Consider the following 20,172-nt stretch of genomic DNA (forward strand, 5'->3'; position numbering starts at 1 on the left):
GCCTTACCTGATCGCTTCATTCGAGACACCGCCACGGCGCCCCACGGGCGCCGTGCAATGCCGTGCGTCCTTCCTTTTCCGAGATCGACATTCCCATGCAGACCCCGCCCCTCTTCGTCTCCTCGTCCGCCGCACGTCGCGGCCTGCGCGTGGCCGCGCTGCCCGCACTGATCGCCGCGCTGCTGGCCGCACCCGCGTTCGCCGCCGACGAGGCCGCCTCCGCCTCGCCCGAAGACCTCGACACCGTCGTCGTCACCGGCACCAAGACCGACGAGGCGTTCGGCGCGAAATCCGGCATCCCGCTGTCGAAGATGCCGCAGAGCGTGCAGGTGATTTCCGCCGACGCGATCCGCACCGAAGGCGTGCGCAGCGTCGGCGACCTGCTGCGCGACGTGCCCAGCGCCAATCCCGGCAACTCGCGCGTCGCCCGCTACCAGAGCTTCAGCCTGAAGGTGCGCGGCTTCCTCGCCGACCAGATGCGCAACGGCATGCGCCAGCGCTACTACGAGGACATCGACGCCTCGGCGCTGTCGAACGTCGAGCGCGTGGAAGTGCTGAAGGGCCCGTCGTCGGTGCTCTACGGCCAGTCCGCGATCGGCGGCATCCTCAGCATCATCACCAAACGCCCGGAGACGACCTTCGGCGGCAGCGCGTCGCTGCGCATCGGCCAGGACGACGAGCGCGTCGGCACCTTCGACCTGACCGGCCCGCTCGCGGCCGACGGCCGTTTCTCGGCGCGCCTCGGCGGCGAGATCGAGCGCTCGGGCACGTTCGTCGACGGCCAGGATCTCGATCGCGACAACGTCGCGCTCGCCGCGCGCTGGAACGTCTCCGACGCGGTGACGGTGCACTGGCTGTCGGAATACATCTCGCGCGAGACGCTGGGCTATCCGGGCCTGCCGGTGACCGGCACGGTGGTCGGCAACGGCCACGGCACGGTGCGCCGCGGCGTGTTCCTCGGCGAACCTTCGCTGCGTCCGCTCACCGCGGATTCGCCGCTGATCCAGCTGTGGGCCGACATCCGCGTGTCCGACCGCTGGACGCTGAGCCCGCGCTACCAGTACCAAGGCTTCCGCAGTGAGTTCAGCCAGATCCGCGTGCGCGGCATGCAGGCCGACGGTGTCACCCTCAACCGCAACGGCCGCTACGGCAAGGAAGACGACGACTACCAGATCGCGCAGCTCGATCTCGCCGGCCGCGTCGAGACCGGCCGCGTCGGCCACCAACTGCTGCTGGGCGTCGAAGGCAGCCGCGAGGACAGCACGTTCGTGCAGTCCAACCTCACCAACGTCGGCCCGGTGAACATCTACGCGCCGATCTACACCTACCCCGCCATCGCGCCGGGGACCATGCATGCGTTCGACTTCGCCGGCCTCGGTGACGGCACCGCGGTGTACGCGCAGGACCTGATCTCGCTGTCGCCATCGTGGGACGTGATCGTCGGCCTGCGCCACAGCCGCCTCGACTACACCCAGACCAACGACGGCGTGCGCGACGATTCGAGCAGCGCGGCGACGACGTGGCAGCTGGCGACGAACGTGCGGCTGTCGGATCGCTGGTCGCTGTTCGGCGGCGTGAACACCGGTTTCGACGTCGAAAGCACGATGGGTGCGCGCGCGGCCGATGGCCACGTATTCGATCCCGAGCGTTCGCGCCAGGTCGAGGCCGGCGTGCGCTACGGCAGCGACCACCACCGCGTCAGCGTCGCGCTGTTCGACCTGCGCCGCTACGACGCGCTCACCGCCGACCCGGTCGATCCCGACTTCAGCGTGCAGGACGGCGAGCAGCGCGTGCGCGGCCTCGAAGTCGAAGGCGTGTCGCGCTTTGGCGAGGCGTGGACGCTGACCTGGGGTGCGTCGCGCATGGACGGCAAGGTGCTGCGCAGCCACGACGGCGACCAGGATGCCGAACTCGGCGACACGCCGAAGCTCACCGGCCTGCTGCGCACGCGCTACACGCTGACGGACACGCCGTGGTCGTTCGACGCGGGCGTCTACGGCGTCGGGTCGCGGCGACTGGTGAACGGCAGCGACGTGCGCCTGTCGGGCTATGCGCTGGTGGATGCCGGCGTGCAGTACGCGCAGCGCGACTGGTCGTTCGGACTGACCGTGAACAACCTGTTCGACCGCCGCTACTACACCGCCTCGGGCAACAGCTTAAGCGTGCTGCCGGGCGACCCGCGCCACGTCGCCCTGCGCGTGACGTATGCCTTCTGACCGCGACTGCCACGACCCGCGCATCGCCGCGCACTCCCATCGCGCGACCTGGCGATGGCATGCGTGGCTGGGGCTGCTGGCCGCACCGGTGATGCTGGTGCTCGCGATCACCGGCGCGCTCTATCTCTACGACACGGAGATTGAGCGCGCCTGGTACGGGCCGCTGATGAACGTGACGCCGGGCCCGCGCCCGGCGTCGCCGGATGCGCTGGAAGCGGCAGTGCACAACGCATACCCGCAGGCAACGCTGGCTTCGGTGGCGTGGCCACACGACGCCACCCACGTCGCGACGTGGACGATCGCCGATCCGCAGACCGGACGATTGAACGTGTTCGTCGATCCATGGACGGCGCGCGTGCTCGGCACGCTGCCCGAGGACGGACGGCTGATGCGGGTGATCGTGCGCCTGCACGGCGAACTGCTGGCGGGACGCGTCGGCGACGGCGTGGTGGAACTGGCGGCGAGCGCGGGCCTCGTGCTCGCCGTGTCGGGCCTCGCGCTGTGGTGGCCGAAACGTTGGCGGCTGCGCGCGGTGTTCGTGCCACGGCTGCGCGCACGCGGCCGCGCCTTCTGGCGCGACCTGCACGCGGTGCCGTCGGCGCTGCTGGCTGCGGCACTGGTGCTGCTGGTGCTGTCGGGCCTGCCGTGGTCGGGGCTGTGGGGCGAACGCCTCGCGTCGCTGGGCACGCTCAGCGCCGCGACGATGCCGACGCCCAACTTCCGCGACCCGCCGAAGCTGGACGAGGACGCTTCGGCATCGCCGCATGCCGGCCATGCCGCGCATCACGCCAAGCCCGCACGCGAAACCGCGGACGTCGCGAAACTGCCGTGGACGATCCGGCACAGCGTCGCGCCGCAGCTGGACGCGGCCGCGGGCCCGGTGCGCATTCCGCTGTCGCAGGTGATGGCCATCGCCGCCGCGCGCGGGCTCGCCGACGTCGGGCCGAACCTGCGCGTGTTCTATCCCGATGGCCCGCGCGGCGTGTACACGATCAGCCTGGTGCCGTCGCGCGCCGAAGGCCAGCACACGGTCTACCTCGACCCGCGCGACGGCCGCGTCATCGACGACATCGGCTGGTCGCGCTACAGCCCGCTCGGCAAGGCGGTGGAATGGGGCGTGGAAGTGCACGTCGGCCGCGAATACGGCGAACCGAACCGGCTGATCGCGCTGCTGGTCTGCCTCGGCCTCGCACTGACCTCGTGCGCGGCGCTGGTGCTGTGGTGGAAGCGGCGCGCGCCCGGCACGCTCGGCCTGCCCGACGCGAAGGACGGCCGGCTGCCGCGCTGGCTGCTGGCGACGATGCTCGTCTGCGGCCTGCTGTTCCCGCTGCTGGGCCTCGCGCTGATCGCATTCGCAATCGTCGACCGCTGGCCGCGGCGCCCCGCCGCCGGCTGAGGTCCGAGTCGAAAGGACCGGGCAAGGCCGCCCGGCCCGATCGTGCGCGCGCCGCGGATCGGCGCATCGCGGCCGCGCCCTCCCCTGCGGTGTTGAACATCGCCGCAGGATTGATCGCATATCTTCGACATTCCGCCACGATTTCCCGACGCCGCGCACGCCGCGGGCGCGACGGCGTGCCCGCGTGTTGACGCCCGGTCGGGGCCTCGCGCAAGGTGACCGCGCCGACGGAGCGCGACCCGCCCGCCAGCTGCCGGCCATCGCCGATGCATCGTCCGCGCCGCCGAGGGGAGGGGCGCGGAGGCGTGGATCGAACCAACGCCACGCCGCATGCGGATGCCGGCCTTCGCCATGGAATCGAAACCGTGCGGTCGCGCGGTCGCGGCCGTCATCCCGACAGAAACAGAAAAAGAATGGAGTCGTCATGTTTCCCAATGCTTGCCGGAATCGCGCAGCGGCGATGATCGCCGCGCTGTGCGCCTTGCTGTTCCCCGTCTTCGCCTTCGCCGGCGACGACATCCCCGCCACCGCCGCGAACACCGCCGCACCGATGCAGGAAGGCCGCATCGCCGAGCTGCGGCCGTCGGTCCACGCCATCGACCTGTCGAAATCGCCCGTTCGCGCGTTCACCATCGACACGCTCGACGCGACGTTCGTGAAGATCCACTTCGACTACTTCAACCTGCCGAAGGGCCTGTCGGTCGAAGTCTCCGATCCGAAGCGCCGCGAGGTGTACCGCTACGGCAATCGCCAGCGCGACGATTTCACCGTCGATCGCGCGATGGGCCAGAACGGCAACACGAGTTTCTCGGCGATGTCGATCAGCGGCCCGACCGCGATCGTGCACCTCGTCGGCATCGCGCGCGAGCCGTGGACGCGTGCGCACGGCGTGCGCGTGAGCCGCATCCTCGAAGGCTATCCCGAGGACATGCTGGCGGCCGTGCAGCCCGAAGCGCTGGCCGGCAGCGCGAGCCCTCTCGCGACCTGCGTGAACGACAAGAAATCGGCGGTCTGCTACGCCACGACCGATCCGGTCGCCTACGACCGTTCCCGTCCGGTGGCGCGACTGGTGCTGGCCCGCGGCAGCAACTGCACCGCATGGCGCGTCGGCCCGAACAACCACATGTTCACCAACCAGCACTGCATCCGCACCGCCGACGAAGCGGCCTCCGCGGAGGTGTGGTTCAACTATCAGGCCACGACCTGCGGCGGCACGACCGCCGGCACCGTCGTCAAGGTCAGCGGCGCCAGCCTGCTGAAGACCCACGGCGCGTACGACTTCGCACTGTTCACGGTCAACAACTTCACCTCGATCTCGCAGTTCGGCTACCTGGGCCTGGACGTGCGCACGCCGGTGCAGAACGAGGAGATCGACATCGCGCAGCATCCCGGCGCACGGCTGAAGGAACTGGCGGTGGTCAGCGACCACGTCGGCGGCGGCCGCTGCATCATCGACGAACCGCTGCATGACAATCTGTGGGGCACGCTCAGCGACACCGCTTACCGCTGCGACACCGAAGGCGGTTCGTCGGGGTCGCCGGTGCTCTCGCGCGCCACCAACAAGGTGCTCGCGCTGCATCACGTCACCTACGGCGGCTGCCTCAACGGCGGCGTGCAGTTCGCCTACATCTGGCCGGAGGTGTCGAGCTTCTTCGGCGGCGTGGTGCCCAACGGCGACAACGGCGGCCCGCCGTCGAACGCGCCGCCGGTGGCGAACTTCAACGTCGTCTCCAGCGGCCTCGTCGCCACCTTCACCGACACCTCCACCGACAGCGACGGCACCATCGCGTCGCGGCTGTGGTCCTTCGGTGACGGCACCACCTCCACGCTCGTGAATCCGTCGAAGACCTACGCCGCCGCAGGCACCTACACCGTCTCGCTCAAGGTCACCGACAACGGCGGCCTCGGCACCACCGTCGCCAAATCGGTCACCGTCTCCAGTGCGAACACGCCCCCGGTCGCCAACTTCGGCTTCACCACCAGCGGCCTGAGCGCCACTTTCACCGACACCTCCACCGACGCCGGCGGCAGCATCGCCGCGCGCAGCTGGAACTTCGGCGACGGCACCACGTCCACGCTCGCCAGCCCGGTGAAGACCTACGCCGCGGCGGGCAGCTACACCGTCACCCTCACCGTCACCGACAACGGCGGACTCACCGCGACGACATCGAAATCGGTGACGGTCAGCGCCTCGGGTGGTGCGTTCTTCCAGAACCTCGTCGACTACCCGATCAACGACAACGCCACCGTCGACAGCCCGATCACCGTCTCCGGCGTCGCCGGCAACGCACCGGCCACGTTGTCCGTCGCGGTCCGCATCATCCACACCTTCCCCAGCGACCTGCGCGTCGATCTGGTCGCACCGGACGGTTCGCTCTACAACATCCAGAACCACGTCAGCAGCACCAACATCATCAAGACGGTGACGATCAACGCCAGCAGCGAAGTCGCCAACGGCGTCTGGAAGCTGCGCGTCAACGACAGCATCGGCGGCGACACCGGCTACATCGACAGCTGGTCCATGCAGTTCTGAAGCATGCCGTTCCGAGGCATGCCGCCTCGGACGACCGCCCTCCGCGAGACCGTCGTCGCATCGGAGTCCTCTTCCGATGCGACGCGGCCCTTCCCTGCGCCGTCGGCCCGCGCGGCCACGGCGGCGCATCGCTCCCATCGAAAGGAATCCCGATCATGTTCGCAAGACTCCCCGCGGCACTGTGCGCGTGGCTCTCGACCTGCCTGCTGCTGTGCGCGACGCAGGCGCAGGCCGCCCCGCCCGCCAGGCTCTACGCCCCGGTGGCCGGACAGCCGGACCGCATCGCCCAGTTCATCGTGAAATACCGTGCGACCTCGACGCTCGGTCGCCAGGCGAACGCCGTCGCCGCCGCCGCGCGCATCGGCACGCTCTCCGGTCGCGCCGTGACCCATCGCCGCCGGCTCGGCATCGGTGCGGAACTGGTGCGCGTCGACGGCGCTGCGCTGTCGTCCGCCGAGGCGCTGGACTTCATGCGCCGCATCGCCGCCGATCCCGACGTCGAATTCATCCAGCCCGACGCGGTGATGCAGCCGACGATGACGCCGAACGATCCGCGCTACGTCGACCAGTGGCATTACCAGGGCCTGCCCTCCGGCCTGAACCTGCCTGCGGCCTGGGATCTCGCGACCGGCGCGGGCATCGTCGTCGCGGTGGTCGACACCGGCGTCACCTCGCATCCGGACCTCAACGGCAACGTGATCGCCGGCTACGACTTCATCACCGATGCCGCGCGTGCGCGCGACGGCGACGGCCGCGACGCCAACCCGCAGGACGAAGGCGACTGGACGGTCGCGGGCGAATGCTCGGCGACGTGGACCGCGCGCAATTCGTCGTGGCACGGCACGCACGTCGCCGGCACGATCGGCGCCGTCACCAACAACGCGATCGGCGTCGCCGGCGTCGCGTTCAACGCACGCATCCAGCCGGTGCGCGTGATGGGTCGCTGCGGCGGCATGGAGTCGGACATCGTCGACGGCATCGTCTGGGCCGCGGGTGGCACCGTTGCCGGCGCACCCGCCAACGCGACGCCCGCGCGCGTGATCAACCTCTCGCTCGGCGGCACCGGCGCCTGCGATCCGGCCTACCAGACCGCGATCGACGCCGCGGTCGCGCGCGGCAGCGTGGTGGTGGTCGCCGCGGGCAACGCCAATGCCGACAGCAGCGGCCATCGCCCGGCCAGCTGCAACAACGTCGTGAACGTGGCCGCGCTCGATCGCGAAGGCAATCGCGCGTCGTATTCGAACTACGGGACATTGATCGACCTGTCCGCACCCGGCGGCGAAACCAGCCCCACCGCCGCGAACGGCGTGCTGTCGACGCTCAACTTCGGCACCACGACGCCCTATCCCAGCACCGGCGGCTACTTCGCGCGCCTGCAGGGCACATCGATGGCCGCGCCGCACGTCTCCGGCCTCGCCGCGCTCATGCTCTCGCGCAATCCGGCGCTGACGCTGGCGCAGATCGAGGCGACGCTGAAATCCAGCACGCGCGCCATCACCGGCACGTGCACGGGTGGCTGCGGCGCGGGCGCTGCGGACGCGTACAAGGCGGTGCTCGCCGCGGGCGGCACCTCGACGAACGCGCCGCCGGTGGCGAACTTCAGCGTCGTCAGCAGCGGGCTTGTCGCCTCCTTCACCGACACCTCCACCGACAGCGACGGCACCATCGCGTCGCGCCTGTGGAACTTCGGCGACGGCACCACCTCCACCCTCGCCAATCCGTCGAAGACCTACGCCGCCGCCGGCACCTACACCGTCTCGCTCAAGGTCACCGACAACGGCGGCCTCGGCACCACGGCCACCAAGTCCGTCACCGTCTCCAGTGCGAACACGCCGCCGGTCGCCAGCTTCGGCTTCACCACCAGCGGCCTGAGCGCCACCTTCACCGACACCTCCACCGACACCGGCGGCAGCATCGCCGCGCGCAGCTGGAACTTCGGCGACGGCACCACGTCCACGCTCGCCAACCCGGTGAAGACCTACGCCGCGGCAGGCACCTACACGGTCACCCTCACCGTCACCGACAACGGCGGGCTCACCGCCACCACCAGCAAGTCGGTGACCGTCAGCGCCTCCGGCGGCGCATTCTTCCAGAACCTGACCGACTACCCGATCAACGACAACGCCACCGTCGACAGCCCGATCACCGTCTCCGGCGTCGCCGGCAACGCGCCAGCGACCCTTAGCGTGGCCGTGCGCATCATCCACACCTTCCCCAGCGACCTGCGTGTCGATCTGGTCGCGCCGGATGGTTCGCTCTACACCATCCAGAACCACGTCAGCAGCACCAACATCATCAAGACGGTGACCATCAACGCCAGCAGCGAAGTCGCCAACGGCGTCTGGAAACTGCGCGTCAACGACAGCATCGGTGGCGACACCGGCTACATCGACAGCTGGTCCATGCAGTTCTGAGGCATGCCGTTCGGAGGCATGCCATTCGGAGACGTGCGGCCACGAAGCATGCCGCCCGCAAACCTGCGCACGAGGCGTCGGCGGCATCGGCCGCCGGCGCCTCACTGCGAGCGCAGCGCCTCGATCGGATCCAGCAGCGACGCCTTGCGCGCCGGGTAGTAGCCGAAGAACAGGCCAGTCGCGATCGAGAAACCGGCGGCAAGACCAATGACCTTCGCGTTGAGCGCCACCGGCAGGCTGCCGGTCTTGCCGACCAGCAGCGCACCGATCACGCCGAGCGCGATGCCGATGATGCCGCCGATCACCGAGATCAGCATCGCTTCGGCGAGGAACTGCATGCGGATGTCACGCGGACCGGCGCCGACGGCCATGCGCAGGCCGATCTCGCGGATGCGCTCGGTCACCGACACCAGCATGATGTTCATGATGCCGATGCCGCCGACGATCAGCGAAATGCCGGCGACCGCGCCGAGCAGCCACGACATCAGCTTCGTCGTCTGCGTGCGGGTGGCGACGATTTCGGCGAGGTTGCGCACGTTGAAGTCGTCGTCGTCGCCGGGCTGGATCTTGTGGCGCTGGCGCAGCAGCGCCTCGATCTCGCCCTGCGCCGTCGACAGGCCCTGCGGATCGGCCACGCCGACGCTGATCTGCATCACCGCGCCCGGCGGCAGCGCCGCGTTGCTGGACATGCGCCGGCGCGCGGTGTCGAGCGGAATGACGACGAGGTCGTCCTGGTCCTGACCGAAACCGCCCTGGCCTTTCGACTTCAGCACGCCGACCACGGTGAACGGCACGCGGCCGAGGCGCACGGTCTGGCCGACGGCTTCCTCGTCGCCGAACAGCTCGCGGCGCACGGTCGCGCCAAGGATCGCGGTCTTGTCGCCGCCGCTGTAATCGCCCGAAGCGAAGCCTTCGCCCGACGCCAGTTCCCAGCCGTTGATGGAGAACCAGTCCGGCTCCACGCCGTACCAGTTCGTCGACCAGTTGTTCTCGGCGTACACCGCCTGGGTGCCGCCGCGCAGCACGCCGCTGACGTAGGCCACGCCCGACACTTCGTGGCGGATCGCCTCGGCGTCGCCCTCGTTGAGCGTGTAGAAGCTGCTCGCGCTGATGCGCACGCCGCCCATGCCGCGGCCGGCGCCCGGATTGATGTCGAGGCGCTGCGAACCGAGGCCGGAGACGAGCTTCTCGATCTCCGCCTGCGTGCCCTGTCCGACCGACACCATCACGATCACCGCGGCGATGCCGATGATCACGCCGAGCGACGTGAGCGCGCTGCGCAGCCAGTTGCCGCGCAGCGCGTAGGTCGCGGTGCGCAGCACCTCGACGAACGTCAGGCCACCGGCGGCGCTCATGCGTGGCCTCCGTTCGCATCGACCGGCGCCGCGTCGCCCTCGTGCGGCGCGTCCTCGAACAGTTCGCCGTCGCGCATCACGCACATGCGATCCGCGTGCGCGGCGACTTCTGCGTCGTGGGTGATCAGGATGACCGTGCGGCCGGCGTCGCGGAGGCGCTCGAACAGCGACAGGATTTCCTGCCCGGTGCGCGAATCGAGCGCACCGGTCGGTTCGTCGGCCATCAGGATCGGCGGGTCCTGGATCAGCGCACGAGCGATCGCCACGCGCTGCTGCTGGCCGCCGGAGAGTTCGCTGGGCCGATGGTGCATGCGTTCGCCCAGGCCGACCGCGGTCAGCGCGTCGGCGGCGCGGCGGCGACGCTCGGCCGGCGGCACGCGCGCGTAGCTCAGCGGCATCGCCACGTTGTCCAGCGCGCTCATCCGCGCCAGCAGGTTGAAGCCCTGGAACACGAAGCCGATCTTGTCGCGGCGGAGCACCGCGCGCGCCTCGGCGTCGAGCGTGGCGACGTCGACGCCGTCGCAGAGATACGTACCGCTGCTGGGCGTATCGAGGCAGCCGATGAGGTTCATCAGCGTCGACTTGCCGGAGCCGGACGGCCCCATGATCGCGACGAATTCGCCGTGGCCGATGCGCAGGTCGACGTTGCGCAGCGCGACGACCTCGGCCTGCGTGCCGGCGGCGTAGACCTTGCTGAGCGCGCGGGTCTCGACGACCGGGGACGACGCGCGCGCCGCGGATGCTGCCGCGGGCTCGTTCACTTCGCGGCCTCCGCCACCTGCACGCCGACGATGACCTGATCGCCGGCCTTGAGGCCACCGTCGATCTCGGTACTGCTGCCGTCGGAGGCACCGACGCGCACCATCACCTGCTTCGGCCTGCCGTCGGCCGCCAGCACATATACCGGGGCGCGGCGCGCGCTGACGAGTGCATTCAGGGCATCGTCCCAAGTCTTGCGCTGGGCATCGTTCAGGGCGGTGCGGAAGGCGGCGAACTGCTGGTTCATGCGCTCCAGACGACGCTGCCGCGCGGCGGCGTCGTTGCCGCCGCTCTGGCCGCCGGCGCCGGGACCACCCGGGCCACCGCCGGGCATGCGTCCGAACAGCGCGCTGCCGCCGGGCTGGCCGCCCGACTGCGCGGCGGCCATGCGCGCGGCCATGCGCTCGCGCAGCTTCGCCAGCGCATCGTCGAACGCGGCCTGCTGGGTCGCATCGAGCTTCAGCGTCGCGGCGATCTTCGGCAGTTCGTCGTTCATGCCGCCGCCGCGCTGCGCGGACGCGGCGTCGGGCGCGGCCGCCACGGCATCGTCGCCGGTCGGCTTGAAGCGCAGCGCCGCGTTCGGCACCTTCAGCACGCCGTCGCGGCGGCTGACCTCGATCTCCGCGTTCGCGGTGAGGCCCGGCAACAGCGCCTGGTCGGCGTTGTCGACCGACACCACCACCGGATACGTGATGACGTTGTTGGTGTTCGTCGCCGACAGCCGCACCTGGCGCACTTTGCCGATGAAGCGACGGTCCGGGAAGGCGTCGACGGTGAAGCTCACCGACTGCCCCTGCCGCACCTGGCCGATGTCGGATTCGTCCACGGACAGCACGATCTCCATCCGCGACAGGTCTTCGGCAATCTTGAACAGCACCGGCGCCTGCAGGCTGGCGGCCACGGTCTGGCCGGGTTCGACGGCGCGGGTCAGCACCACGCCGTCGACCGGCGAGCGGATCACGCTGCGCGCGAGGTTGAGGTGCGCGTTCTCGGTCGACGCCAGCTGCTGGCGGATCTGCGCCTCGGCCTGCGCCACCTGCGCGCGCGCCTGGTCGCGCTGCGCCTGGGCGAGGTCGAGGTCGCTCTTCGCCACCAGCTTGCGGCCGGCGAGGTCGCGCTTGCGGCCGTAGTCGAGTTCGGCGTTGCGCAGCGTGGCCTGCGCGGTCGCGAGACCGGCGCGGGCGTTGGCGATGGCGGCATCGCCCTGCGCGATCTGGGTCTGGAAGGTGCTGGGATCGATCCGGGCGATGATCTGGCCCTTGGTCACGTGGTCGTTGTAGTCGACCAGCACCTCGGTGAGCTTGCCCGAGACCTCGCTGCCGACGTCCACCGTCGACAGCGCGCCGAGCGTGCCGGTGGCGGAGATCGCCACGCGGATGTCGCCCTGTTCGACCGCGGCGGTGCGGAACTTCGGCTGGGCGCTGGTGCCATGGCCCTTCCACCACCAGAGCGCGGCGGCGACCACGGCGAGGCCGAACAGGACCGGCAGGAAACGGGAGAGGCGGAAACCGGAGGAACGCGGAGCAGGCATGGGGGTCGCCAATCGCAGGTCAAAGGGAATTGAACGCATCCGGGCAACGTCGGTTGACAGGCGGAATGCACGAAGGTTCCCTGCGGAATCCCCGGCGTTCGGCCCATGTCTTGGCGCGCGCGGTGCGGCCCCGCATCATCGCATGACCTTCCCGGAAGCCGCCCCCATGCCATTGGTCATAGACCGTTTCGCCCCCGTCGTCCTGCTGCTGTGCTCGAACATCTTCATGACGTTCGCCTGGTACGGCCACCTCAAGTTCAAGTCGGTCTCGCTGCCGCTGGTGATCCTCGCCAGCTGGGGCATCGCCTTCTTCGAATACCTGCTGATGGTCCCCGCCAACCGCATGGGCAGCGCGGTCTATTCCGCCCCGCAGCTCAAGGGCATGCAGGAAGCGATCACGCTCATCGTGTTCGCGGTGTTCTCGACCTGGTTCCTGGGCCAGCCGCTGAAGTGGAACCACTGGGCCGGCTTCGCCCTGATCTTCGTCGCCGCGGGGCTGATCTTCAAGGAATGACGGACGGCACAGGAGGATTTTCCTTTCCCCTTCGCTCTTCGTCCCGAGGGCTTTGCAGAGCTGGAAACGCGCTCCGAAGCAGGAGACCCGAAGGGCGGCGGACAGGAGGTCCGCCGTTTTTCGACGAGGCAGGACGCCTCGTCGAAAAATCCCGGCCGCGTTCCCGACGGCAGATTTGCCTTGGCAACGAGGAGTTTTCTTTCGCCCCTTTCTTTTTGAAAAGAAAGGGGCCCGCGCACCAGCGCGGAAAAGGATTCCGGGCTTTCCCCGGACATGCATCAGTCACTGCGAAAAGCTCGCGGGAACCCAGAATCAGGTTCCTCGCCTGCGGCTCGGAATGACAAAGAGAAGGTGCGTCAGAACGGAATGCGCCCGACCAGCATGTCCTTGAACATCACCCAGTCGCCGGCGAACGAATAGAACGGATACTTGAACGTCGCCGGCCGGTTCTTCTCGAACACGAAATGCCCGACCCACGCGAACGCATAGCCGCAGACCAGCGCGGCCAGTACCCAGCGCGGATCACGCTGCACGATCGCCGCACCCGCGAAACCCAGCGCGCCGAGGCTGCCGACGAAGTGCAGCCGGCGACACGTGCGGTTGGCGTGCTCGCCGAGGTAGAACGGATAGAACTCGCGGAAACTGGCGAAACCGGCCATCGGCATCTCCGGACTCAGGGATCCGCGGCATCCCGCGCGACGGGTCGGGCCATGCGCTGGAGCAGCAGGACCACACCGTACCAGACGAACAGCATGCCGAGCAGGTTGGGCACGCTGATCGTCCATTCCGACACGCGATGGCCGTAGACCAGCAGCGCGACGCCCAGCACGACCAGCAGCACCGGCCATACCGGCGACAACGCACCGTCGCCGGACGCGCCACGGCGGCGCAGGCGCCGCGCGCAGGCCGCGTCGCAATGCAGGCCGAGCGGGCCGTCATGTGCGCAGTCCTCGCCGCACAACGCCTTGCCGCAGGCGGCGCAGACGCCGACGGCGATGCGGTCGCGATGGCGGAAGCAGTTCATGCCGCGTCGCCCCCACGCTCGGCCGCCTTGGCGCGATTCCAGTAGGCGTCCTGCGCGTCCAGCGACAAGTCGGCGAGCGAAACGCCGTCGGCAGCGGCCATCGCTTCCATCGCGCGGAAGCGGCGCTCGAACTTGTGGTTGGCGCGGCGCATCGCGGCGCCCGGATCGACCTTCGCGTGGCGCGCAAGATTCGCGGCGACGAACAGCAGGTCGCCGAGTTCGTCTTCCAGCCGATCGCGCACCGCGGCGTCGCCGGGCGACGCGGCCAGCGCGTCGAACTCGGCCTGCACTTCCTCCAGTTCCTCGCGCAGCTTGTCGATGACCGGCGCCGGGCCGGGCCAGTCGAACCCGACCGTTGCCGCCTTCTTCTGCAGCTTCACCGCGCGCTGCCACTCGGGCAGGCCGCGGGCGACGCCGGCCAGCGCCGACGTGTCGTGCGCGTCGCCGTGCTTCGCGATGCGTTCGCGCTTCTTCTCGGCATCCCACATCGCGTTGAGCGCGTCGCTGTCGGCGATGCTCATGCCGGCGAACACGTGCGGATGCCGGCGCTCCATCTTGTCGCTGATCGCCGCGACCACGTCGGCGAACGCGAACGCGCCCTGCTCCTCGGCCATGCGCGCATGGAACACGACCTGGAACAGCAGGTCGCCGAGCTCGTCCTTCAGGTCGTCGAGATCGCCGCGGTCGATGGCGTCGGCGACTTCGTAGGCTTCCTCGACCGTGTACGGCGCGATCGTCGCGAAGGTCTGCTTCACGTCCCACGGGCAGCCCGTCCGCGGATCGCGCAGGCGGGCCATGATGGCGAGGAGGCGGTGGATGTCGTCTGCGTGTCGCATGCTTTCAGCCTCACTGTCCGCGATACAGGGTCGCAACGCCGGATCTGCGATCGACGGCGACCGAGAAATGGCACCCCGGCGGCGGTCGGGGCCCACAGAGGAAAACGAACGACCATTCCGTGGCGGCTTCGTCCCGCACGCCGGCGAACGTGTCCAGCCGGTAGTTCGCGAGATCGAAACCTTCGGCGACGGCCTTCTTCCGGGCAATCGCCAGTGCATCCTCATGCCCGAGCAGCGCCACGGCCTTCTTGCCCGCATCGGCACGTCCGGAATCGACGCACGCAACGAGCGAGAGAGAGACACCGAGTGCGATGACGTGGAAGGAACGGATGGGGGCTGCCATCTGCTTCAGCTACGCTTCGGTAGAGCGGCCTTCAGGCCGCTGCTCGATTGCCGCGGAAGAACAGCGGCCTGAAGGCCGCTCTACCGGGGCGCAACGTGAAGTTCAGCCGCACCAACCCGCCCACGGCAACCGCACATCGCCCAGCGCGATGAAGTCGCCGTTGAGCAGCGTGTCGCGCTGGTTGTAGCGGAACGGGCGGCCCTGCGGGTCGAGCACGCGGCCGCCGGCGGCTTCGACGATGGCCTGGCCCGCAGCGGTGTCCCACTCGCTGGTCGGGCCGAAGCGCGGATACAGGTCGATCAGTCCTTCGGCAACGCGACAGAACTTCAGCGACGACCCGACGCCGATCGTCTCGATCTCGCCGGTGTCGGCGGTCATGCGCGCCATGAAGGCCTCGGTGCGCGCGTCGCGATGCGAGCGGCTGGCGGCGACGCGCAGCGGCGCGGTCGCCGGCGTGCGCGTTTCCAGCGCGGTCTCGCCGCCGTCGCGGCGCACGTACGCGCCATGGGCGAGATCGCCCCACCACAGCGTGTCCTGCACCGGCGCCTGGATCACGCCGAAGGTCGCGACGCCGTCCTCGATCAGCGCGATGTTGACCGTGAACTCGCCGTTGCGCTTGATGAACTCGCGGGTGCCGTCGAGCGGATCGACCAGCCACAGCCGCGTCCACGCGCGACGCTCGGCGACCGGCAGTTCCGCCGATTCCTCCGACAGCACGGGGATGTCCGGCGTGAGCCGCTGCAGGCCGGCGACGATGCGCCGGTGCGAGGCGAGGTCGGCGGCCGTCAGCGGACTGTCGTCGGCCTTGGTCTCGACCTCGAAGCCACGATCATAGATTTCGAGAATATCGGCGGCGGCGGCCTGCGCCAGCGCGATCACGCCTTCGCGGATCGTCTCGTCGAGCAGGACATCACCTTGCGGGTTCGCCATGTCGCAACAACTCCCTGATGAGGAACAGGGCGGCGATCGACCGCCCCTCGGAAAAGTCTTCTTCGAGGATGAGGTCGTGCAGCGCGTCCAGCCGCCACGGCACCACGTCCAGTGGCTCCGGTTCGTCGCCCGGCAGCCGTTCCTCGTACAGGTCGCGGGCCAGCACGAGGACGGTCTCGTGGCCCATGTAGGTCGGCGCGAGGCTGATCCGGCGTACCACGCGCAGCGAGCGCGCGCCGTAGCCGATCTCTTCCTTCAGCTCGCGGTTCGCGGCTTCCTCGGGCGTCTCGCCTTCGTCGATCTTGCCCTTCACCAGCCCCAGCTCATAGCGATGGGTGCCGGCGGCGTATTCGCGGATCAGCAGCGCGGTGTCGTCGTCGCGCATCGGCACCACGATCACCGCGCCGTGGCCGATGGCCGGCACGCGGTGGTAGCGCCGGCGCTCGCCGTTGCTGAACTCCAGGTCCAGGTCCTCGACCACGCGATCAGGGTCGCCCAGGCGGCGACGCACGTCGTGGATGACCGGCAGGCGGCGGCTCACGGCGCACCTGCGCCGCGGGCGATAATGTGGGGATGACGACGCATCCGCCGATGATAAACGACGCCGACGCCTGGCGGTCGCGCGACCTCGCCGTGCTCTGGCACCCCTGCACGCAGATGCGCGAGCACCCGCACGCGCTGCCGCTGTTCCCGGTCGCCCGCGGCGACGGCGCCTGGCTGGTCGGCCACGACGGCCGCCGGGTGCTGGACGGGGTCAGCAGCTGGTGGACCAACCTGCACGGGCACGCCGAGCCGCGCATCGCCGAGGCCATCGCCCGCCAGGCGCGGACGCTGGAGCAGGTGATCCTGGCCGGGTTCTCGCACGCCCCGGCGGTGGAGCTGGCCGAACGCCTGCTCGCCCGCGCCCCGCTCGAACCCGGCCGCGCGCCGCTGGCGAAGGTCTTCTACGCCGACAACGGCTCGTCGGGCGTGGAAGTGGCGCTGAAGATGGCGTTCCACTGGTTCCGCAACCGCGGCGATGCGCCGAAGCGCACGAAGTTCGTCGCGCTGACCAACAGCTACCACGGCGAGACCGTGGGCGCACTGTCGGTGGGCGACATCCCGCTGTACCGCCGGGTCTACGCGCCGCTGCTGCTGGAGGCGCTGTTCGCGCCCTCGCCCGACGCCTTCGGCGCGACCGATGCCGCCGACGCCGAGCGCCGGGCCGATGCCGCCGCCGATGCCCTCGCCGCCCTGCTCGACGCCCATCTCGACGAGGTCTGTGCGCTGATCCTCGAACCGCTGGTGCAGTGCGCCGGCGGCATGCGCATGCACCACCCGCGCTACCTGCGCCGCGTCCGCGAACTGTGCGACATGTACGGCGTGTTCCTGATCGCGGACGAGATCGCGGTCGGCTTCGGTCGCACGGGCACGCTGTTCGCCTTCGACCAGGCGGGCGTCCAACCGGACCTGATGTGCCTGTCGAAGGGCCTCACCGGCGGCTTCCTGCCGCTGTGCGCGGTGCTGGCGACCAATGAAATTTACGACGGTTTCCTCGACGATTCGCGCGAACGCGCCTTCCTGCATTCGCACAGCTACAGCGGCAACCCGCTGGCCTGCGCCGCCGCACTGGCGTCGCTGGACATCCTCGACACCGACGACGTGCTGGCGCGCAACCGCGGCACCGCGGCGCGCATGGCCGCGCTGGCGACGCCGTTCGCGACGCATCCGGCCGTGGCCGAAGTGCGGCAGACCGGCATGATCCTCGCGATCGAGCTGCATCCCCAGCCGGACAACGCCGAAGACGGCCACGCGGTCGAGATCGCCGGCCGCCGCGGGCTGCGCATGTACCGCGCGGCGCTGGACCGCGGCGTGCTGCTGCGCCCGCTCGGCGACGTGCTGTACTGGATGCCACCCTATTGCGTCGACGACGCGCAGCTGTCGCTGCTCGCCGACGCCACCGCCGCCGCGCTGGAGGAAGCCGCCCGATGCGCCTGACCCGAGTGTTCGTCGACCTGCCGCTCGCGCCCGGCGCGCGCGTGCCCCTGCCCGAGGACGCGGCCGCGCACCTCGTGCGCGTGCTGCGCCTGCGCGAGGGCGACGCCTGCGTGCTGTTCAACGGCAACGGCTTCGATCACGACGCGACGATCGCGTCGGCGACGAAGCGCGGCGTCGACGCCCACGTCGGCGACGCGCGTGCGATCGACAACGAATCGCCGCTGCGCCTCGTGCTGCTGCAGGGCATCGCCCGCGGCGAGAAGATGGACCTGATCCTGCAGAAGGCGACCGAACTGGGCGTGGCCGTGATCGCGCCGGTCTTCGCCGACCGCACCGAAGTGCGGCTCGACGGCGACCGCCTCGACAAGCGCATGGCGCACTGGCGCAGCGTCGTGGTCTCCGCCTGCGAACAGAGCGGCCGCGCCCGCATTCCCGAGCTGCTGCCGGCGCGCAACCTCGCCGAGGCTGCCGCCGCACTGCCGGCGGACGCGCTCAAACTCACACTCGATCCGCAGGGCGAACACCGCTCGGCGTCGCTGGCGATGCCGTCGTCGGCCACCGTGGTAATCGGTATCGGCCCGGAGGGCGGGTGGTCGGAGAAGGATCGAAGCGTGCTGCGGGAGCGGGGGTTTAGCGGCTTGCAGTTGGGGCCGCGGGTGTTGCGGACGGAGACGGCGGGACTCGCAGCGATTGCTGCGTTGCAGGCGCGATTTGGGGATTTGTAGGGTGGGACCTTGGCCCACCGGGCGGGATCCATGTGCCGCATCAATCAAAGCACCGCGATATCCGAATATCGCGGCCTGCATCCCGCGACAAGATATATCGAGAGCCGCGCCGATATCCGGCCGTACTACGCATTGCCTTGAAGGCCTGTACGGGAACAAGCGCTTGCTTTGTTGGCGCTTCCGCCAATTGACCGGCGGATTCGACCATGTCAGCCTCCGTGCTACACCCCCATTTTGCGATCCATATGTAGTTAGACGTTTCCAGCCAAGAAGGAGATCTCTACATGGCAGATCAATCCATTTCTGTTTCTGGCCCGGTCACAGTCAAATCCGATTCCGTGCAACGCGTGGCATTGGAACTCGCTGACAAGATCAACTACTACACTGACGGCAACACTCCCCGGGATCGGGCCTACTGGCTCACGCTTTACAGCCAGTGCTTACAGGTTGTCCATGGCCGGGACGTGCAAAAGGTTCTCTCGGGCCAGTGAGCGCCTGACAATTCATTCAAGCCGAGCCGCTTCGCGGCTCGGCTCAACTAAGATGTTAGGCAGCAGGGGAGACTTCGATGAAGGTCAAAGTAGTTCCCGTTATAGCCATCGCAGCGCTGCTCCTGTCTTCGGCCGCACTTGCCCAGTACGGCTATGGGCATAGCGACTGTTCTAACGCTCAGGATCGCGCAACTTCCGCAGCAAGCGACCTTTCTGGCTACGCTCGGCGCCTGCAAAGATGCGCTGACGCTGGCGACTTCACGGATGATTGCAGCGCTGAGTTCCGGCGGGTCAAGTACGCACACGGCGACTATGAGTCAGCCGTGTCAGATGTCTCCATGTACTGTGATTAGCTGGCTGCCACCTAACAATTCATTCAAGCCTAAGCCGCTTCGCGGCTCGGCTTAGCTCAGGTGCCAACAGTGTCGGGAACAATGTCGCACCCGGAAGAAGAAGCAATGCTGCTCCGCCTCCGCGAACGCTTCCCCGATGAAGCGCGCGCAACCGATGCGTGGGTTGCCGAGCGAGGGCTCGAAGGACCCTATTCCTGGCTGGAGTCGTTCGCCGATCGCACGACAGAGGCGATTTTCAGCAAGGATCGCGCGCGGGTCGTCGCTCACACCACGTTTCTTGGGCAGGAGTATCTACGCGACTCGTCGGCGGCACAGTATCTCATTGACGTCTGCTACGCTGAATCGCTCATGTGGAACGCAACGCAAAAGGACAAGTGTTGGGCGTGGCCGCATATCGCTGCGCCAATCCAGACGCTTTACGCCGATATGTGGGGCGAGCCAGACTGCTGACAATTCTTCCAGCAAGTAGGTTGGAGTGACCGCGTAGGGTGGTGGTGAGCGCAGCGAACCCCACCACGAACCACGGCAAGCGTTTCCGCAACGCCTACGCATATCGCCTTTTCCCTCTCCGCCACGAAGACGTCGCAATGGTGGGGTTCGCTGCGCTCACTCCTGACCTGCGTACGGATCTTGTAGCCACTCAGGCGGTGAGTCCCGTGGGGAGGGTATCGGGTTCGGACCAGTTCCGGCGCACGCTGGCCGGAGGCTTGTAGCCATGGGCGCTGTGCGGCCTGCGCTCGTTGTAGAACTGCCGCCAGCGCTCGATCAGCACCTT

19 protein-coding genes are annotated in these 20,172 nt (G+C 68.9%); 9 read left to right on the plus strand and 10 right to left on the minus strand.

The features are described 5' to 3' along the window. The first annotated feature begins 95 nt into the window (after positions 1 to 95). The 4 genes from ACT53R_RS02670 (at position 96) to ACT53R_RS02685 (ending at position 8,559) form a co-directional block, all read left to right on the plus strand. Positions 96 to 2,216, plus strand: a complete 2,121-nt coding sequence (locus tag ACT53R_RS02670; RefSeq protein ID WP_476170279.1) for a TonB-dependent receptor — start codon at positions 96 to 98, stop codon at positions 2,214 to 2,216. Continuing rightward, positions 2,206 to 3,612, plus strand: a complete 1,407-nt coding sequence (locus ACT53R_RS02675; protein WP_476170280.1) for a PepSY-associated TM helix domain-containing protein — start codon at positions 2,206 to 2,208, stop codon at positions 3,610 to 3,612. Before ACT53R_RS02670 ends, ACT53R_RS02675 begins: the two co-directional genes overlap by 11 nt. A 424-nt stretch (positions 3,613 to 4,036) precedes the next feature. Further along, complete coding sequence (locus ACT53R_RS02680) at positions 4,037 to 6,145, plus strand: PKD domain-containing protein (protein ID WP_476170281.1); 2,109 nt, start codon at positions 4,037 to 4,039, stop codon at positions 6,143 to 6,145. A 155-nt stretch (positions 6,146 to 6,300) separates the two neighbouring features. Beyond that, positions 6,301 to 8,559, plus strand: a complete 2,259-nt coding sequence (locus tag ACT53R_RS02685) for a S8 family serine peptidase (RefSeq protein ID WP_476170282.1) — start codon at positions 6,301 to 6,303, stop codon at positions 8,557 to 8,559. Between the two features lie 101 nt (positions 8,560 to 8,660). Here ACT53R_RS02685 and ACT53R_RS02690 read toward each other — a convergent pair whose 3' ends face one another. Genes ACT53R_RS02690 through ACT53R_RS02700 form a run of 3 tightly spaced genes read right to left on the minus strand, consistent with a single transcriptional unit; the run spans position 8,661 to position 12,204 of the window. Then, complete coding sequence (locus tag ACT53R_RS02690) at positions 8,661 to 9,914, minus strand: ABC transporter permease (protein WP_476170283.1); 1,254 nt, start codon at positions 9,912 to 9,914, stop codon at positions 8,661 to 8,663. Beyond that, the gene (locus ACT53R_RS02695) at positions 9,911 to 10,675 is read right to left on the minus strand and encodes an ABC transporter ATP-binding protein (protein ID WP_476170284.1); all 765 of its coding nucleotides are present in this window, start codon (positions 10,673 to 10,675) and stop codon (positions 9,911 to 9,913) included. Before ACT53R_RS02695 ends, ACT53R_RS02690 begins: the two co-directional genes overlap by 4 nt. Continuing rightward, positions 10,672 to 12,204, minus strand: a complete 1,533-nt coding sequence (locus tag ACT53R_RS02700) for an efflux RND transporter periplasmic adaptor subunit (RefSeq protein WP_476170285.1) — start codon at positions 12,202 to 12,204, stop codon at positions 10,672 to 10,674. Before ACT53R_RS02700 ends, ACT53R_RS02695 begins: the two co-directional genes overlap by 4 nt. A gap of 166 nt (positions 12,205 to 12,370) precedes the next feature. On the opposite strand from ACT53R_RS02700, the gene ACT53R_RS02705 reads away from it, so the two are divergent. Continuing rightward, positions 12,371 to 12,718 carry a DMT family protein gene (locus ACT53R_RS02705; RefSeq protein WP_476170286.1) on the plus strand — a complete coding sequence of 116 codons (348 nt, stop codon included), beginning with the start codon at positions 12,371 to 12,373 and terminating at the stop codon, positions 12,716 to 12,718. A gap of 356 nt (positions 12,719 to 13,074) precedes the next feature. Here the strand turns inward: ACT53R_RS02705 and ACT53R_RS02710 are convergent, their stop codons facing one another. The 6 genes from ACT53R_RS02710 to nudE form a co-directional block, all read right to left on the minus strand. Further along, on the minus strand, positions 13,075 to 13,377 hold the full coding sequence (locus tag ACT53R_RS02710) for an Mpo1-like protein (RefSeq protein WP_476170287.1): 303 nt from the start codon (positions 13,375 to 13,377) through the stop codon (positions 13,075 to 13,077). A 14-nt stretch (positions 13,378 to 13,391) separates the two neighbouring features. Next, positions 13,392 to 13,742 (minus strand): hypothetical protein, encoded by a 351-nt coding sequence (locus ACT53R_RS02715; protein ID WP_476170288.1) that lies wholly within the window; start codon positions 13,740 to 13,742, stop codon positions 13,392 to 13,394. Further along, positions 13,739 to 14,578 carry a nucleoside triphosphate pyrophosphohydrolase gene (mazG, locus tag ACT53R_RS02720; RefSeq protein WP_476170289.1) on the minus strand — a complete coding sequence of 280 codons (840 nt, stop codon included), beginning with the start codon at positions 14,576 to 14,578 and terminating at the stop codon, positions 13,739 to 13,741. Before mazG ends, ACT53R_RS02715 begins: the two co-directional genes overlap by 4 nt. Positions 14,579 to 14,588: 10 nt before the next feature. After that, the gene (locus ACT53R_RS02725) at positions 14,589 to 14,921 is read right to left on the minus strand and encodes a hypothetical protein (RefSeq protein ID WP_476170290.1); all 333 of its coding nucleotides are present in this window, start codon (positions 14,919 to 14,921) and stop codon (positions 14,589 to 14,591) included. Positions 14,922 to 15,023: 102 nt separating this feature from the next. Further along, complete coding sequence (gene cysQ, locus ACT53R_RS02730; RefSeq protein WP_476170291.1) at positions 15,024 to 15,851, minus strand: 3'(2'),5'-bisphosphate nucleotidase CysQ; 828 nt, start codon at positions 15,849 to 15,851, stop codon at positions 15,024 to 15,026. Next, positions 15,832 to 16,392 carry an ADP compounds hydrolase NudE gene (gene nudE / locus ACT53R_RS02735; RefSeq protein ID WP_476170292.1) on the minus strand — a complete coding sequence of 187 codons (561 nt, stop codon included), beginning with the start codon at positions 16,390 to 16,392 and terminating at the stop codon, positions 15,832 to 15,834. Before nudE ends, cysQ begins: the two co-directional genes overlap by 20 nt. A 32-nt stretch (positions 16,393 to 16,424) precedes the next feature. On the opposite strand from nudE, the gene bioA reads away from it, so the two are divergent. The 4 genes from bioA to ACT53R_RS02755 all read left to right on the plus strand — a co-directional run bounded on the left by bioA (position 16,425) and on the right by ACT53R_RS02755 (position 19,847). Further along, positions 16,425 to 17,828, plus strand: coding sequence for an adenosylmethionine--8-amino-7-oxononanoate transaminase (gene bioA, locus ACT53R_RS02740; RefSeq protein WP_476170293.1), 1,404 nt, complete (start codon positions 16,425 to 16,427; stop codon positions 17,826 to 17,828). Further along, positions 17,819 to 18,553, plus strand: a complete 735-nt coding sequence (locus ACT53R_RS02745; RefSeq protein ID WP_476170294.1) for a 16S rRNA (uracil(1498)-N(3))-methyltransferase — start codon at positions 17,819 to 17,821, stop codon at positions 18,551 to 18,553. The genes bioA and ACT53R_RS02745 overlap by 10 nt, the downstream gene beginning before the upstream one ends. A gap of 284 nt (positions 18,554 to 18,837) precedes the next feature. Then, the gene (locus tag ACT53R_RS02750) at positions 18,838 to 19,044 is read left to right on the plus strand and encodes a hypothetical protein (RefSeq protein WP_476170295.1); all 207 of its coding nucleotides are present in this window, start codon (positions 18,838 to 18,840) and stop codon (positions 19,042 to 19,044) included. Between the two features lie 458 nt (positions 19,045 to 19,502). After that, positions 19,503 to 19,847, plus strand: coding sequence for a DUF7674 family protein (locus tag ACT53R_RS02755; protein WP_476170296.1), 345 nt, complete (start codon positions 19,503 to 19,505; stop codon positions 19,845 to 19,847). A gap of 190 nt (positions 19,848 to 20,037) precedes the next feature. Here the strand turns inward: ACT53R_RS02755 and ACT53R_RS02760 are convergent. Beyond that, positions 20,038 to 20,172: integrase core domain-containing protein (locus tag ACT53R_RS02760; protein WP_476170322.1), on the minus strand; the 135-nt coding region annotated here is incomplete at its 5' end.

Source organism: Lysobacter sp. DMC104 (assembly GCF_056313665.1).